13 protein-coding genes are annotated in these 15,462 nt (G+C 59.2%); 8 read left to right on the forward strand and 5 right to left on the reverse strand.

Going from position 1 to position 15,462, the window contains the following annotated elements; genetic code table 11:
* From AC5ZG5_RS36940 to AC5ZG5_RS36960, 5 genes are all read left to right on the forward strand, one after another.
* Entirely contained in the window at positions 1-408 is a 408-nt protein-coding gene (locus AC5ZG5_RS36940; RefSeq protein ID WP_456645761.1) for a DUF4150 domain-containing protein, read from the forward strand.
* 33 nt (positions 409-441) lie between these two features.
* Positions 442-1,398: a hypothetical protein gene (locus tag AC5ZG5_RS36945; RefSeq protein ID WP_456645760.1), complete on the forward strand. Its 957-nt coding sequence runs from the start codon at positions 442-444 to the stop codon at positions 1,396-1,398.
* A 17-nt stretch (positions 1,399-1,415) separates the two neighbouring features.
* Positions 1,416-2,072, forward strand: coding sequence for a DUF3540 domain-containing protein (locus AC5ZG5_RS36950; RefSeq protein ID WP_456645759.1), 657 nt, complete (start codon positions 1,416-1,418; stop codon positions 2,070-2,072).
* A 5-nt stretch (positions 2,073-2,077) separates the two neighbouring features.
* On the forward strand, positions 2,078-3,850 hold the full coding sequence (locus AC5ZG5_RS36955; protein WP_456645758.1) for a tetratricopeptide repeat protein: 1,773 nt from the start codon (positions 2,078-2,080) through the stop codon (positions 3,848-3,850).
* A 466-nt stretch (positions 3,851-4,316) separates the two neighbouring features.
* Complete coding sequence (locus tag AC5ZG5_RS36960; protein WP_456645757.1) at positions 4,317-6,155, forward strand: NEL-type E3 ubiquitin ligase domain-containing protein; 1,839 nt, start codon at positions 4,317-4,319, stop codon at positions 6,153-6,155.
* Positions 6,156-6,800: 645 nt separating this feature from the next.
* On the opposite strand, the gene xopAG is transcribed toward AC5ZG5_RS36960, so the two are convergent.
* From xopAG to AC5ZG5_RS36980, 4 genes are all read right to left on the reverse strand, one after another.
* Positions 6,801-8,186: a XopAG/AvrGf1 family type III secretion system effector gene (gene xopAG / locus AC5ZG5_RS36965; RefSeq protein WP_456645756.1), complete on the reverse strand. Its 1,386-nt coding sequence runs from the start codon at positions 8,184-8,186 to the stop codon at positions 6,801-6,803.
* Positions 8,187-8,984: 798 nt separating this feature from the next.
* Positions 8,985-9,497 (reverse strand): Hcp family type VI secretion system effector, encoded by a 513-nt coding sequence (locus AC5ZG5_RS36970; protein ID WP_456645755.1) that lies wholly within the window; start codon positions 9,495-9,497, stop codon positions 8,985-8,987.
* A gap of 192 nt (positions 9,498-9,689) precedes the next feature.
* On the reverse strand, positions 9,690-10,049 hold the full coding sequence (locus tag AC5ZG5_RS36975; protein WP_130582872.1) for a hypothetical protein: 360 nt from the start codon (positions 10,047-10,049) through the stop codon (positions 9,690-9,692).
* The gene (locus AC5ZG5_RS36980) at positions 10,046-11,545 is read right to left on the reverse strand and encodes a type VI secretion system Vgr family protein (protein WP_456645754.1); all 1,500 of its coding nucleotides are present in this window, start codon (positions 11,543-11,545) and stop codon (positions 10,046-10,048) included. The genes AC5ZG5_RS36975 and AC5ZG5_RS36980 overlap by 4 nt, the downstream gene beginning before the upstream one ends.
* 1,284 nt (positions 11,546-12,829) lie before the next feature.
* On the opposite strand from AC5ZG5_RS36980, the gene AC5ZG5_RS36985 reads away from it, so the two are divergent.
* From AC5ZG5_RS36985 to AC5ZG5_RS36995, 3 genes are all read left to right on the forward strand, one after another.
* A complete protein-coding gene (locus AC5ZG5_RS36985) occupies positions 12,830-13,123 on the forward strand; it encodes a hypothetical protein (protein WP_456645753.1) in 294 nt (97 codons plus the stop codon).
* 65 nt (positions 13,124-13,188) lie between these two features.
* Positions 13,189-13,521, forward strand: coding sequence for a hypothetical protein (locus AC5ZG5_RS36990; protein WP_456645752.1), 333 nt, complete (start codon positions 13,189-13,191; stop codon positions 13,519-13,521).
* A gap of 151 nt (positions 13,522-13,672) precedes the next feature.
* On the forward strand, positions 13,673-14,569 hold the full coding sequence (locus AC5ZG5_RS36995) for a hypothetical protein (RefSeq protein WP_456645751.1): 897 nt from the start codon (positions 13,673-13,675) through the stop codon (positions 14,567-14,569).
* 43 nt (positions 14,570-14,612) lie between these two features.
* Here AC5ZG5_RS36995 and AC5ZG5_RS37000 read toward each other — a convergent pair whose 3' ends face one another.
* Entirely contained in the window at positions 14,613-15,458 is an 846-nt protein-coding gene (locus AC5ZG5_RS37000) for a serine/threonine-protein kinase (RefSeq protein ID WP_456645785.1), read from the reverse strand.
* Between the last annotated feature and the right edge of the window lie 4 nt (positions 15,459-15,462).

The following is a 15,462-nucleotide window of genomic DNA, read 5'->3' on the forward strand; positions in this document are numbered from 1 at the left end:
ATGAGTTTTGTCAATTCAAGTGGCCCGATGTCGGCGGCGGATCAAGCCTTTCCCGACGTCTGCAACACACCATCCGGACTCGCCGTTGTGCCCACCCCCTATCCAAACGTCGCTATGAACACGACGGCTATTCCTACGCAGTCTCGGTGCCTGATCATGTGTATGCCTGCACACAACATGACGACCGAGCGCGCGACATCGATGGGTGATAGCGCAGGTGTGGGCCTCGGCGTCATCTCTGGCCTTGTCATGGGTCCGGGCCGCGCCAAAGCGGGATCGGACAATTTGTCGATCGGCGGGTCACCGGCAACCAAAATGGGGATGCCGACGAAGCAGAACGGCGCCAACCCGAACGCGTTCGGACTTTCGATATCACCCTCTCAAACCCGTTTGACGGCGCAGCGCTAATGTGCCGACAGCTATCCGATTAGGGTATCCGCTATGCCAAATGCCTATACGCGACTGGTCGTTCCAGACAGCCTGGCTTCTCCCCTGACGAAGTCAACTTATCTTCGCCTCGGCTCTTATTCGGACGAAGAAGAAAAACTTGTCACTGGCCTCACAACGACTATTGGCGAAAGTCCAGCTGCGATCAGCAAACATGAAAGCGACAATTCCGGCTTGCTTGCCTTCACCAACAAGGACTTCCAGGCCAATATCGAAGGCGCTGCGCTGCTCAAAATCGGTCGCGGTCAGACCACGGAGGTCACGAACGGCAACTCCCAACATCAGGTCTCGAAAGGCACTTATGAGATCTCCGCCGAGAATGGCGTGTCAATCAGTGCTGGCGCTAATGGGACGCCTGCGGACATCATCCTGACGGCCTCGAACCGAGTCAAGCTCATCAACAACGGCCACAAGCTGGAAACGACCGTTGGCAACTCGGAAAAGCAGACGATGGGAGACACCAAGGAATTGTTTCAAGGCACTAAATTCACCTGCATGCGAGGCGCAGCTACCACGCTGACGATGGCCAAGACCGTAAGCATGTTCTTTGGAGAAGCGTTCACCTTCAAGATCTCGCGAGAATGTTCAGTCAACCTCAGTGATATGACCTCTATGACGATCGGCAACAAACTTGACATTGTCGAAGGACACGACGTCAAGCAAGTGATTGGCAACTCGACCAAGTGTGTTTTTGGCCCCGATTTCAAGTCGGCTGACAGCGATACCAAGATTCTCAGGACGAGCGATTTCAAGCTCGCTCCCGTCGAAGACTTCAAGTCGGTCGGTCGCGACATCAAATTCTGCAAGACCAGCGTATCCCAATCCGAAGAAGAATTGAGAAAGGGACAGTCGAACACCGAAGAGTACAAGCTTGTGACCCGAAAAGCTGAGATCACGTCCAGTTCCGGCAATGAGGAAGTCATACAAAAGAAGTCGATAAATTTCATGTAGCGAGCTGGAGAACAAGGATGACGATGCCGATCCGTGCCACAAGCACCGACATCTTGGCGATGGCCGAGCGCTTGCTTGAGCCTGGGCATCACACGGCCCGTGTCGTGTCGGTCAGCGACGATGGCTCTGCGGTCGAGGTCGAGGTCGCTGGCGCCCGTCACACGGCGACGGTCGCCGTTGGCTGCCTGGTCCGACCCATGCCACAGGACGTGGTGCTGCTCTTCACCAACGTGGAGCAAGTCTTCATCGTCACTGTGCTGGAGCGGACGGCTCCCAATGGTGGCATGGTCGGCCTGCCCGGCGGGCGCAATATGTCGATTGAGGGCGAGACCATCACGATCGCCGCGCGCCAGCGCCTGTCCTTGCGGGCCGACAGCATCGATCTGCAGACTAAGCTGCTCGCAGTGCTTGCGGACAAAGGCACCTGGATCGGCAAGCTCTACACGTTGATCGCGGACCGTGTCCGATGCTCAGCGCGACTCCAGGAAGCGAGTGCCGAGCAACTTACGGTAAAAGCGGTCGAGCGTGTCGCGGTGATCGAGCGTATCGACACATTGCAGACCGAAACCCAGGCCATTAGAGTCACCGGCATTGCCTCCGAGATGGCGCACAGCAAGGTCATCGCGGTGAGCGAGGATCTCCGCCTCGATGGCAAGCGCGTCACAGTTGCATAGCACAGATGCTGTCCACTGGCATGCCGGCTCCGACCCGGCAGGAGAGGGTTAGAACGGCCCAGGAGTTTATCTCGGCCGGCCGTCTCGAGGAGGCGGAGGCGCTGCTGGAGGAGGTCGCCACCACCAGTGATCCCGATACGCTCAATGCGAGGGCCACACTGGCGCTTGCGCGCCGGCGGATCGAGTTTGCCTTCGACATGCTGTCTGAAGCTGCGACCATCTACCCCGAACACGCCGGCCTCACCACCAATCTCGGCATCGCCCACGGATTGCTCGGCCGCGCTGAGGCGGCGGTGATTTGCCTCGAACGCGCGGCGGCTCTCGCCCCGCGCAACGAGGAAATCAAGCTGGCGCTCGCTCAGGCCTTGCTGAGCCGAGGCGAGGTTGCGGAAGCCCGTGCGATGACAGAGACCGTGGTCCACCACGAGCCCATGAATGCGCGTGCGCTCCTTCAACTTGGCGCCCTCGAGTTCGCCTTGGGCCACAGCTCGGCGGCTGAGGCCGCCCTGCTTCGTGCGCTTGAGATTGCTCCGGACGATCCCGACGCGCTGGGCAATTTATCGGTGCTCAAGCTTGAACGCGGGCGCCTCGACGAGGCGCTCAGCCTTGCCGCGCGCGCGCATCTGCGCGCCCCGCTCGATACAGCTGGGCTCTTGCATCTGGCTTATTGCCACGCCGCAAGTGGACTCTGGTCGCAAGCGGAGGCCACCTGCAAGAAACTGCTCGCCTATGCGCCCGCTCATGTTGGTGCGCGGGAAATCTTGGCCCGTGTTACGATTGCCAAGGGTGAGGTGGACCGCGGCATTGCGCAACTGACGGAATTCGTGCGCGCTCGCAAATCGGATCCTACCGCCGCGCTTGCTCTGGCGCGTGTCCTACAGCTCGTTGGCCGGCTCGACGAATCCCTCACACTTGTCGGTCACGTCGTGCACACGCGACCTGAGAATGACGCAGCGAAGTCTCTGCAGACGACGCTTGAACTGACGCTTGGTCGCTTCCCGACGCCCGAGCCGGCCGCCTCGGCACCTGTGAGGCGGATAGTCGTGCCGCCGACGATGGGCGCCCTTGAGTTCATCGCACTCGCTCGTCTCTTGCGTCGGCTGCCGCGCCCGCAAGATGTGCATGTGGTCGCGCATCCATGTTATCAGGCTCTTCTTGCCAACCTCGCCGAGCAAGTGATTTTGGACGAACCGAGGCCCGCGATCTCGGCTATGCCGCTGCAATCATTATTGCGCGTTCTGCCGACCGACGCCCGCAACATTGCCGATGGCATTCCCTACCTGCGCCCCGAGGCCGAACTGTTCGCCAAATGGCGGGATGCATTGGCCGCGTTCGCAAGGCCTCTGGTGGGCATCGTGTGGGAGGGTGGCGCGCTCGGCGTATCGATGGGGCAAGTCGCAGCTGCGATTCCAAACTCCGTCACGCCTGTCAGTTTGATGAGCGGCGCGCAACGGCATGACATGAAGCGATGGAGTCGTCCGATCGATGCTGGCGTGCACATCGAGAGCCCTGCGGAAATGATCGCAGCGATCGCCAATCTCGACGCGGTGGTCGGGCCCGACAGCTTCGCCGTCCATATCGCCGGAGCGCTCGGCGTCTCCGGCGTGGTTTTCGTGCCGCGCGGTTATCCCTGGTATTGGGCTCAGGCTGGCGGAAAACCACTGTGGTATCCTTCATTCGAAGTTGTCGTGCAGGAACGGTTCGGGCATTGGTCCGGCGCGATCGACGAAGGGCGGCGCCACCTCGAGACCCTGCTACGCAAACAACCGATTGACTGAGCGGCGCGCTGCCACAGCATCGCGGCGAGCCCAAGTCGCCGATTGCTTAAGCTGCGATTGGTGCTTCCTTCTGCGGTCGAGTCCGATCGGCGGGAGAGCTGCAATAGCCAAGCGGCTCGATCGCATCGTGCACGTGATCAAGCGGCTTGAGCGCAATGAAATTGTCACGTTCGAGACAATGACGTTGCTCGTGCGCTTTTGGATGACGGTACCATCGGCATTGCCGAAGCGGTCGAGCATTGGTGGCGGCGGAAGCTCATCATCCGGCAACAGACATGCCGGCCATCGCCGACTCATTTGGTACATGCGCGCCGCCTCGGAGCGAAACCCGACGCCGTTACACGAGATTTGTCGCCTACGAGAGCGTCTCTATCTAGGAGTCACCCATTTGACCTGGTCAGATTCAGAACGAGAAATGTGATGAAGCCTGTTCGCAATATCAACCACGGCGATTGCAGCAGATGTCGTGCAGACGTACGAGTCTCGCTGCAACTGCTCGGCCGCGGTCCTTGATCGCCTGCTTCATCAATCGTCGCTGATCACCATTCGTGGTGCTGGCGATCGGCTTGGAGACGAGTCGTTGCGCATGCCCAGCGAGGCCTGGCATGACTTGCGAAACTCCCGAACAAGGGGACCAGCAAGGTTCGAGCGCGCGGAGCAGAAGGGCAAGGCCTTGACAGAGCCGCGTGCGTCAGCCGCCGACGATCCGACGAACCTCGAGACTCCGGCTCCAGGCGAATCGTCGCAAGATCAGATCCTTGAGGCCTGGGCGGCCGAAGCGGGGCAGGGCGACCATGAGAATCGGCCAGAGGCGGTAAGACGAACGAAAGCTTGGCAGGAAACAGCGCCCCATGAACCGCCGTGGCTGGATCTTTCATTGCTGTCCCTGACCAGCTTGTCCGCCGCCCTCCCGGCGGGGCTCCAACACCTGAATATCGACGGCAATCAGCTGACGAGCGTGCCCGATATCCTTCCGAGCGGTCTCCAAACCCTCCACGCCAGAAACAATTGGCTCGCCAACCTGCCCACCAATCTCCCGGCCAGCGTCGAATGCCTTCGCGCCAGCGGCAACCGGCTGACCAGCCTGCCCGCAACCCTCCCCGTCGGGCTCCAGCGCCTGTACGTCCCAAACAATCAGCTGACCAGCCTCCCCGCAACGCTTCCAGCCGGCCTCACGCTGCTCAGCGCCAGCGGCAACCGGCTGACCAGCCTGCCCACGGCTCTCCCGGCAGGACTCCGTCAACTGCACGTCGACAACAATCGGTTGACCAGCCTGCCCGAGACCCTGCTAACGCAGCTCGGCTCCGGCCGCCTCGTTGATCTGGATGATAACCCGCTGCCTGCGCGGGTGCGGACCAACCTGACGGCGGCCATGAAGGCTGAGGGTTATGCTGGCCCGAACGTGTTCTTCTCGGATCCCGACGAAACAGCACAAGATCGGGCGCGGCCTCTGGCCGAGGCAGTCGCGGATTGGCTTGACGAGCCGGACGCGGCGGCCATCTGGCGGAGCTTCGCCGACGAGCCGGGAGCCGAGGAATATTCACGCTTCCTCGACAGGCTGCGGGACACCGTGAACTATGACGCATTTCGGCAGGCGGTGGCCGAGGACCTGCGGCAGGCGGCAGGGAGGCCGACATTGCGCGAGCAGTATTTCCAGGCGGCCGTCGCAGCGAACGAGAGCTGCGAGGATCGCATCAAGTTGAACTGGAATGGCATGCATACCGCGCGCGTGAACGCTGATGTTCTGGGCGGAGCCTACAATGAGCATCTCGACAAGCTCCTTCAGCAGGGCCGCTTTATGTTCCGCGTGGTCGCGCTGGAGGGGATCGCGCGCGAAAAGGTGACCTCGCTCCCCCTCGTCGACGAGATCGAGGTCTATCTCGCCTATCAGGCCAAGCTGCGCGAGCCGCTGGAGCTGGGGCACATCGCGCCGGACATGCGCTTCGTGGGGGTCTCCTACGTCACCGAGGACGATCTTGCCGCGGCTAAGACGTCCGTGCGCAACCAGGAGGCGGCGGAGTTCGCCGACTTCCTGGCAACCCGCTGGCAGCCCTGGGACACGCTGGTGAGCCGCATCGCACCCGAAGCTTACACTGCGATGGAAGGCCGGATGGGCGAGGAGTTGGAGAGCCGATTGGCGCAACGGCTGGCTGATCATCAGCCGACCAGCGACGCCGAGCCGCCCCTCCGAGCCCGAATCCGCAACGAAATTGTCCGCGAGATCAAGGGGGAGCTCATGCAGAAGGTGCTCGCAGAGCACGGCTTGGAAAGGTTGCTCTTACCTGACAACTCCGCCACGGGGTAAGTCCTCTGGTCTGCCATCCCGCCTAACGCGCAATCGGCGATCCGCTGAACTGCCTAACTGGGGCGTCGCCTGGTGCTCCCCCCGTCGCGCGGCGGCATTGAAACCTATCGCGATCTGCAGAAAGATATCGCCCGCCTCGCCTGCGATATCAGCGATCGCCATCGCAAGGACGATTGCCCGCGGATCATATATCCTAAGAACGACTTTAGCCGGTCTCGGGCTAAAATTGGCGTCGCAGGCTCGACGAACCCCGTTGTCGCCCAAACCGATACAATTGGATGACGGAAATCAGCGGACTGGTGATACCGCCCTATGACGCGACAGTATCGAGCAAGCGATAACAGGCCAGCCCTATTACGCGAGATCAAGCAACTATACTCCGCGCAGTCGATCACTGCGTCATTCCGGATGACTGCGGCACCGTCATGGCCTACTTCTCGTTTTTGTAGCGCGACCAAAGTCTTTCTTGAAATGACGGCATGCGCATTGCGTCCCCGCCTCATCATTCCCTCGAACGAGCCGCTTTTTCATCCTCCCGGATTCGCCATCCAACTTCTCTGGGACACATATGCGCAATGAGATCGGACCCAACTCGTTCCAGCTCAGACTGCCGCGAGAGCGTAGTTCGTCCGATGCCTTACGGCGTCAACTCCGCATCGAGAGATATTTGCCGCCGTAATACTCTTGCGCGGCGTTCCGACACACTCCCCCATAGAACTCGTCTGCGTCTTCGATCGTGTAACCAGCGCCGGCGAAGCAACCTCGTGCCACCTCGTGGAGCGTATGTCTTATTGACGTCGTATCGTCGTATACGGCGTTAAGACACGCGACGATGACTACGACCTCCTCCTTTGAGAGGCGCGGCTGGCCGCTTATCAAGCGCGCGTGATTGATGCAGGCGACCGCATTGGCGCACGTGAACGAGTCGCCAAGTCCCGAGCAGTCCTCGAATCCATTGCTTTGCTCGTTCAACTTGACGTGCGCGATGGGCAGATATTTCAAGTCATCCATCTTAGCGTAATTCAACTCCTCGCCTGTCACGCGACCATGACGCGACCGCCTCTCCTGGAGCCAGCCGTCGAGTTGGTGCAGGTTCGGCCCAACCCAACTTTTGTTGCGTTTGAGCGGGTTCTTATTCGGATCTTCGAACATAAAAGTCGCATCGAGCCTGCTGGTTTCCGCCCGTGACAGCCAGCCTTGCTCCGACAGGGTCTGCATCACGACGTTCTCAGCGTGTCCCCAATGCTCGTCCGCCGCGTAGACCTGCCTGAAGTTCAGGATGGCTTGGCCGGCCGCGAACTGGGCCTCCTCTCCGAGACCGCAATCCTTGTCGAGCAGCGCCTCGAGCCTCTCGATACATCGCTTGAAAGTTAATCCCTTCTCGCTCTGAATGGCATCGTGGAAGTGCTGCATGCCCTTGTTCACGAACGGTTGCGTGATTGATCTTGAGGTGTAGCCGTAAGCACCAGTTTCCTCGTTGAGCACGCCCGTCAATGCGTACTTGTTCTTTTTGTCGTATAGCGGGCTCTTCGTAAGGTCCGGATCCTTCGGTACTTTCGGTGGCCTGTACTTGGCCACGCACTCGTCCTTCACGAGATGCCCCTTCATACAGCTCAGGTTCACCACAAGAGACGTGCGCGCCTCTGTGGTATTCACCAGGTGACCAACGTGTACATAGGTCGCCGCCCGGAAGTCTATCATCGTTACGAACAGGTTGTTACCGCAGGTACGGATTGGATTGAGGGGACGTTCATTGAGGCGCCGAGTGTCAGGGTCGGCAGCGTGATACGATGTGTAGTACTCCCTCGCCTTCGCCTGGGCTAACCTGAGCCGTTCGTTGCTGGTGAAGCCCTTCTTCCCGTCGTGCAGTGATGTCGTAGAAAGGAAGAAGTTGTTTGCGACCTCATTATAGGCGTAGCCCGCGCCCGCGAGATACAATCCATATTTCACTGCGCGCGCAACGTTTGGCCCATCTCCCCTCCCGCCTTTCGCTCCGTCTCCATTATTCGTTCCCCTCCCAGCCTGCCACACCACAGAACTCCTCCCAGTTGGAGTTGCTACACTCCGGGCACTGACCGCAGCAAGCGAATGGCGCTCTCCATGAAGCGCAGTCATCGAACTCGGGGCCTCGGCCTGTCCGCCGACGATTTGCCAAACCTGGGAGCGAAGCGCAGCAAGTGAATGGTCCGCTTGGTGAGGCGCACTGAGGACACTTGCCCCAGCCTGTCCGCCAACGATCCGCCAAACCCGGGAACGTAGAGAAGCAAGAAAATGATCAATTTCGTGGAACGCGGCCATCGAGCTAAGCTGTCGGGCAGTCCACGAACGATCCGCCGGTTTCGTGGCGAACACCGTCAGGGCTGGTTATTCCCAATTCACATCTCATGCGCGTCAATCATGGCCATTATGCAGGATCAGCAGCACGATTGCGGCCCCTCTTGGCGCGCGCGACATTTCGGTCCGAACACGACCGACTTGATGCACCGCGAGATCCTAAAGCCACCAAATGAATCGGTAGATTTTTTGCCGGGTGTCTACGTTGTGCGTCGGACAATTCGTTCGAGCCGCAAGCATATGAGCCCGGCTTGCTCCACCTGGTCTCACCGCACCCATTGTAGGAGCCAAAGCCGCAGGCTTATCCAACACTCTGTTAAGCGAAGCTGGATCAATCTACCAACTCCTCGTCGTGTCTACACACTGCCATGAAGCAGAACCGGCATGACCACTTCGAAGGCCCGGACGCGTCGATGCGGGCAATATATCCACCATTGCCCGCATCGTGCCTCGGACCAAGTCACCGCCCTTCGCTTCGCAAACCTGACAGGGGGGTTACCATTTATCCTCGCCGCTGGTGCTGCCGGGAACGTGCTCCCATTTCACTTCTTTGTAGGTGAACGACCAGTCTTCCATGTTTTGAAAGAAATTGTTCTGCGGATTGATCGTCAGCGGCACATAAGCCTTGCCTTCGACTAACGTCGCGTTCTTCCAGCTTATTTTGAAGAAGTTCTGCGGCTGCGGCATGCCCCCGGGGTCGGCGCGATAGAACTCGCAAACCACATCTTCGAGCACCTCGTTTGTTGCCAGCGCCTGCCATAGCAACGGCGAGGCACGATCGAAGAACTTGGTGAAGAGCACCGGCTGGTGGTTGCGAGCGCCCGTGGCGACACCGCTCGTCGCGTCGCGTGGAACGATGATGCCACTGGTGAAAGCGACGACGGTGATCTTCCCTTGCTTATCCGAGTCACCCTTGGCGACCTGCCCAATGCTATCCGGCTTGGAGGCATCCTTGGAGATGTCACCCTGCTTCTTTCCCTTTATTTTCAAGTAGGCTTCAAGGGACACTTTCCCCTCCTGTTTTCTGACATACGCCGGCACGCACCGGCGCGATGGATATCGCAAAATCCATGCCAAGAGCGGTGGCTATCCGCTACCAAGTATCGCGAGCCTTCCCGATCTGACGGCACAGCGCTGCGCGGTCGTCCAGACACCGGCACCATCGAGCGACGACATCGTCGCGATCGTGACAACGTGCTGTCAGGGCGTAACCGGGCCGACCTGCTTCAATTGACACAAGACATCGAGAAATGCGCGCGTGGCAACGTCGAGGACGGCCCGCCCGGTCACACTGTAACCCGTGCTGTTATCGACAACGACACTGCCCTTCAGCGCGTAGACGAGCACCGCGCGAGGGCCGCGTTGTTCCTGCCCGAGACAGTGCGTAGACAATTTGAGGCGCAATTCTCGTCCATCACGAAGCCGTTGCGACCGAATGCCATCGGCCGATGGCGGCGGCATGTTGATCGATGCTGTCGGCAAGATGGTTGCGCGTGCCGTATCAGCGACCGATTCCAACAGCGGGTCGATCTCATGAGTCGCTGGACGCCAGGCGGTCATAAGGCGCCAGAAGGTGACGCAGGTCCGTCGTAGATTTCGATCGAGGCGCCAGATTGCGACTTGAGGCGATTGAACAAGTGCGTGTCCGAAGTCACTCCTCCCTTCATATCGGGGTTGTGGACCGCCCCGATCACGACTGGTCGGTCAATGTCGCCGTTCAAGTAGCCGACCATGACTTCCGTTCCTGGCACCAACGGACAATGCAAGCCGGTTTGATTCGGACCTACATAAGGTTCGAGTTTGCGCACGTAGTCGCTGCCAGCGCCTTTCGCCAGTTCCTCGGCGAATGTAAACTGCAGCCTGTAGCGTCCCTGGTTGTCAATCTCGGCCCGCCCATTCCAGGCTTCTCCATCGACCGTGGCGGTGTGAAGGCCGACGCCCAGAGGCACAGGCGTCATCGCAACCGGTCGATAAGGCACGTCCGAGCGGATGCAATGGACCATGTTCTGGTAGGCTCGCCCATTCTGCATGGCTGCATGGAATCCAGTCGGGGCCGGGCAATAGGCCGAGTGATCCGCGGCGATAACGAGATACTTGCCATCGAAGCGGGGATGGCCCTCGAGTTCGAAGATGACGCCAGCTCGCAGCTCCGGCGCGTCGCTGTGAGCGATGTACATTGTCTGGCCGGCGCAGATCTGTTCGACCCGGATCCGGGCCAGGGCGGTCGCTTCGGCTTCGTTCGCAAAATGCCCGCCGAAGCGCGAGGCCTTGCCCACAAAACCGCTGCCTTGCCCGACCTGCTGATCGACAGAGACGACGGAAGGCACCGTTTCATTATAATCGCGGAACGCGATCGTCTTTGTCGAGAGAACCCGGCGCTGTCGGAACGAGCGAACGGCGCTTTCGTCGACGCTTCGCGGTGCCTGCCGCTCGTGCGCGCGCGCGTAAAGAATCCTCGACTTATCGCCGAACTTGACGTTGGGAAAGGCCAGATTCTTGTCGCCAAAAACGACGGTTTCACCGTCCTCTTCTTGCTTGAAGAAGTAGAAAATTCCATTCCGTTCGCAAAGGCGCGAAATGAACGTCAGATCACTTTCGTTGTATTGCACAATATAATTTCGCTTCGGATAGCGATCAAGATTGTATTCGCTGGGAATTGCGATGCTCACTTTGCCCAACTGCAATTTGATGATGTCGTCGACACCCACGGGTTGGTCAGGGCCATAAATGCGGCTCGCAACGGAGAGCTCGGCGACCGCAAAGCGCGGTCGCAGGACAAACTGGAGCACCCGCAGGTCGGTCACCGTAGGGTCGAGTTCCTCGATTTGGGCGCACAGGCCCGAGGCAAGCCATCGCCCACATGCGGTTTTGACAGACAGCGTGGCGCGCTCGCCAATCAAAGAGCTGGTATCGACATCGCTCGATGTCGTGGCGTAAATCACGTAGCTAAACGGCAAGGAAATACACTCTGTGCCCTCGAAACCTTGGACGTTGAGCTCAATGCTGCGCTTGCCGCGAATGTCCAGGTCAATGCTGAGATTCGATTCGTTGGTCATCGGTGCACCAAATCAACTGCGGCAGTGCTAACAACGCTTGCCACAGTGCCGCGGAGCAAGGGGCCGCCTGGGAGCCCAAAACACCTAGTGCAAACGATATCTCACGTTCCCGACCCGTTTTACGACGGCAGCAAGCGCCGACAGCGGAGGCAGACTCGGGACGATCGAGGACCAGGCGAACTCGCCGACAGGCTCGATACGGTCGCGTCGATGCCTGAAGCGAGCCCGCCGTTCCGCGGGCGAAATGGTAGGCGGCCAGCCAGCCCGACGTCAGTTTCTCGTTGCCATGAATAAGGTATCGCGATTGGCTGGCGCCGCATGGTGCACGTTCCAACCGTGCATCTGGCGTCCTTGATTGTGAAGAGTTCATCGCCTCTCCAATGCTCCGAGCGCAAGACGCATCTTGCGGTGATCCTTGCCCCTCAGCAAGGGGCCGACAGCCGGGTGGTGCATTTCGAATTGGCTCCGGCACTAGCATTGGCCACCTCGCGTCATTGTTGTGAGCCCAATCGACTGGCCCATGCACCTGTTGCGTGTGGCTCAGGTACGGTGGGGATATGTTGGGTTTCCTTCTCGAAAACGATGCGCGTGGGTTCAAGGGAAAGCGAGCGTCATTCGCCCAGCGGTTCGTGGACTCTGTGCATCGGTGTTTCTGCATCTCAATAGCAAAAGTTGTGCCAATGGGCATTTCCTCTTTGAACTGCTGATCAGGTTTTGAAAAGCTGCGGTTTGCCAGATTAGTGTTCTCAAGCTGACAAGGCCGGCGCGACTGTCAGACACCGCACAAGGAGTCAAGCTGGCCCAAACCCCAAGGTTCTTTTGCTGCATCACATAATTTGTCGATCGGGAAGGACCGCTACTTTTGAATAACCGACTAGCCCGAGATGATCGGCAAACGACATTCGACGCTGGAAGATGCGTCTTTGACGGGTAATGTCGATCCTGCTTGCTGCTACCACGCTGGAAATAGCACTACGGGTCTAAGAATTGCCCAGCAAAAGGGCATGTCGACAATGGTCGTAACCGAACAGACGCTCCAGACTGGTCTGTTTCACTTCCCGGCATCGCGCTCGAATTGGATATCTTCTCCTAGCCTAAGCATCTCAGAACGGCACGATGCGCCTTACGCTCGTAAGAGAAGAGCGTTATGATCAGTTCAGGCGCGACCGAAGATTGTGGCTCCTATCTTCGAACCGCTTTGGATGCAAGGCCGTGATAACTCCGGAGCTACCGAGGACGCGGACATTACGACGCGAGAGGACAGACGGCCACGGAGTTTTGTCCGTGCCGGACAAAGGAAAGGGATCCAAGCGGAGCCGCCGGCGTGAGCCTCTCGTCTCTCAGCGATTGACCGCAGCCGATCGACTCGCTGTTGCTCCGATGGAATTGCCTTTGAGCGAACGCGAGAACGGGTATCACCAGATGATTGTGGTCGTCAGAGTTCTCGTGGTCATCGCGGCATATATGATGCTGCCCAACGAGCAAGTATGGGCTGCGGGAAGATTGATCGCGAAGGAGCGACGGCAAATCGCGCTGCTTTTCAATTTTAAGGCATCGGGCTCAACCGAACTCACGTAACATGCGCGCTTCGGATCGAGCGAACATGTCTCAACGCTGCAATTGCACATTTTTCGGAGGTTCGCGTGAGCGACAGCAGCAGCGGCTCCACTCAGTGGTCGCGGCCCTATCAGGTGGATACGCAACTCTATGGCGACTTCTGGAACTGGCTTGCTGCGAAGCTTCCGCGCCGCCGCTCCTACGGTGCCGCCCTGGCCGCAGGCGATATATACGACTTCCTCGCGTGGATCCGCGAGACCAACAGACCTCCAATCGCCGACCGGATTGCGCTGTCGTCGTCGGACGCCGACGTGCAAGCCTATGCAGCTGACTATATAGGGCGCGATGTACCGCTGATGGGTGGGTTTCGTGACCGCCTGCTGAACTTGGGAGAATATGCTTCGAGACCTGCAATTTGAGAACTGGGCTCGTGAAAGGAACGTGATGTTTCAAGCCTTTGAGGGGGCCAGGCCATCGTCGTCGGGCAGCCGTCGCAGCTCTACCACCGATAGCGGTAGCACCCATACCACCGACAGCAGCAGCTCCAATCGGGGACCCGCCCCTTATGACGTGGATTTGCCACTCTATGAGGACTTTTGGAATTGGCTTACTGAGAAGCTCCCGAACAGTCGCTCGCGCGGCGCCGAACATGCCGCTGACGATATGAGCGATTTCCTCAGGTGGATCCGCGAGACCAACAGACCCCCAATGGCTCACCGCATTGCGCTGCCGTCGTTGGATACGGACATACAAGCCTATGTACGCGACTACATTGGGCGCGACGCACCCACGATTGGCGGGTTTCGTAATCGTCTGCTGAATTTGCGGGATATGCTTCGGGATTTCCAATTCGAGAATTGGGCACTTGCGAGAGGGGCGATGTTTCAGGGCTTCGAAATTGCCGGGCCATCGTCATCACCACTGGCACCACCCACAATGCCGTCGGATGGACCGATCCTTACAGCCGGCGCAGAGGATAACCCGGCGCAGCGTGACTTCGGAGCCTATGTCCTCCCCGGCTGGAGCGGCGGCGTTGCCCCGGACCCGCTGATCGCCGAATTGCGAGAAAGCGGCCTCCTTCCGACGTCATTGCGACCACAAAGTGTGCTTATCAACGGTATGCGCTATGCTGCGCTATTGTGGCCAGGTCGGGTGCCCGTAACGCCAAATAATCCGCTAGGCGAAAACTTTATCCTCACGCCTGGATACAGGGAATTAGGGCTCCAGCCTCACCCTCGAGTTGAGGCGATGAACCAAATCGGGCCATTGCCCGATATCGGAGAGAGTGTCGGCCGTGACTGGATCCACGGCCCGCGCGTGGCCGACGACTTCCTGATCAGCGTACTGAGAGAGTTCAGACTTCTGCCGACCCGCCAGGTCGCAATGACACCGTTCTACATCCATCGCGAGCGATACACAGCCGAGTCGAGACCAGACCGCCGCATCCTTGTCATCCATCGACCCTAAGCTTGCCAAGGGAACGCGCATGGGCTGCGACCAGAGGCATCGGCTAACCGCACCATCGATAGAACCAGCGCGGGCAGGCAAGCCGCCGGACGAACTCACTGACGGTGTCGATCCGGTCGCCGCGGTTGAGGGCAAGGCCCGAAGCGAGCACCCGCCATTGCGCTGACGAAATAGTCGGCGGCGGTGCCGGCGCGAGATTTGCGTTGAGGGCCTCGTTGGCTGGCCGCTGTGCATACGGGTGGTTGCCGGTCAGGGTTAGATAGGCAACCACTGCTAGAGAATAGACATCGTCGCTTTCTGTCCGCGGCTCACCCATCAGCATCTCCGGCGACGCATAAACCGGTGTTAACAGTCCAACGTCGTAGAGCAAAGCGGTGGCCCCGTCGCGTCGCGGCGGACGATCGAGCATGAGAACTGTCCCAAAGTCCACAATCTTGATTTCGCCCGTCGAGGTCATGAAGATGTTTCCCGGTTTGATGTCGCCATGGACGATCCCTAGACTGTGCATGTGAGCGAGGCCCTGCCCGACGGCGCGGACGATCTGAAAGGACACGGAGGGTGACAACGGCCGTCCGTGACGATAGGCCAGGACCTGCGCCAGCGAGCGGCCCTTCAAGAGCTCCATGACCAGGTAATGGTACTTGCCGTCGTAGTCGGAATCGTAGATCCTGACCAAATTCCGGTGTACGCAGTCACGCAAAAGACGCGCCTCGCGGTGCAACAGCTTTACTAATTTCTGGCGCATCTTCGCATCTGGTTGGATGACTTTGACTGCGACTTCTGGACTTTGTTCACGCGCCCAAAGGCCGATCCGATCGATCGCACGATAGATGGTGCTGGTGCCGCCCTTGCTAATAACCTCTGCCAAGTCGAAACGGCCGCCGAGCACGTAT

The organism is Bradyrhizobium sp. Ses1 (assembly GCF_059512365.1).

Bases quoted from the DNA above. Each gene is read 5' to 3' on its own strand.
- AC5ZG5_RS36940 (WP_456645761.1), top strand. From the start codon at position 1: ATGAGTTTTGTCAATTCAAGTGGCCCGATGTCGGCGGCGGATCAAGCC.
- AC5ZG5_RS36945 (WP_456645760.1), top strand. From the start codon at position 442: ATGCCAAATGCCTATACGCGACTGGTCGTTCCAGACAGCCTGGCTTCT.
- AC5ZG5_RS36950 (WP_456645759.1), top strand. From the start codon at position 1,416: ATGACGATGCCGATCCGTGCCACAAGCACCGACATCTTGGCGATGGCC.
- AC5ZG5_RS36955 (WP_456645758.1), top strand. From the start codon at position 2,078: ATGCTGTCCACTGGCATGCCGGCTCCGACCCGGCAGGAGAGGGTTAGA.
- AC5ZG5_RS36975 (WP_130582872.1), bottom strand. From the start codon at position 10,049: ATGACCGCCTGGCGTCCAGCGACTCATGAGATCGACCCGCTGTTGGAA.
- AC5ZG5_RS36980 (WP_456645754.1), bottom strand. From the start codon at position 11,545: ATGACCAACGAATCGAATCTCAGCATTGACCTGGACATTCGCGGCAAG.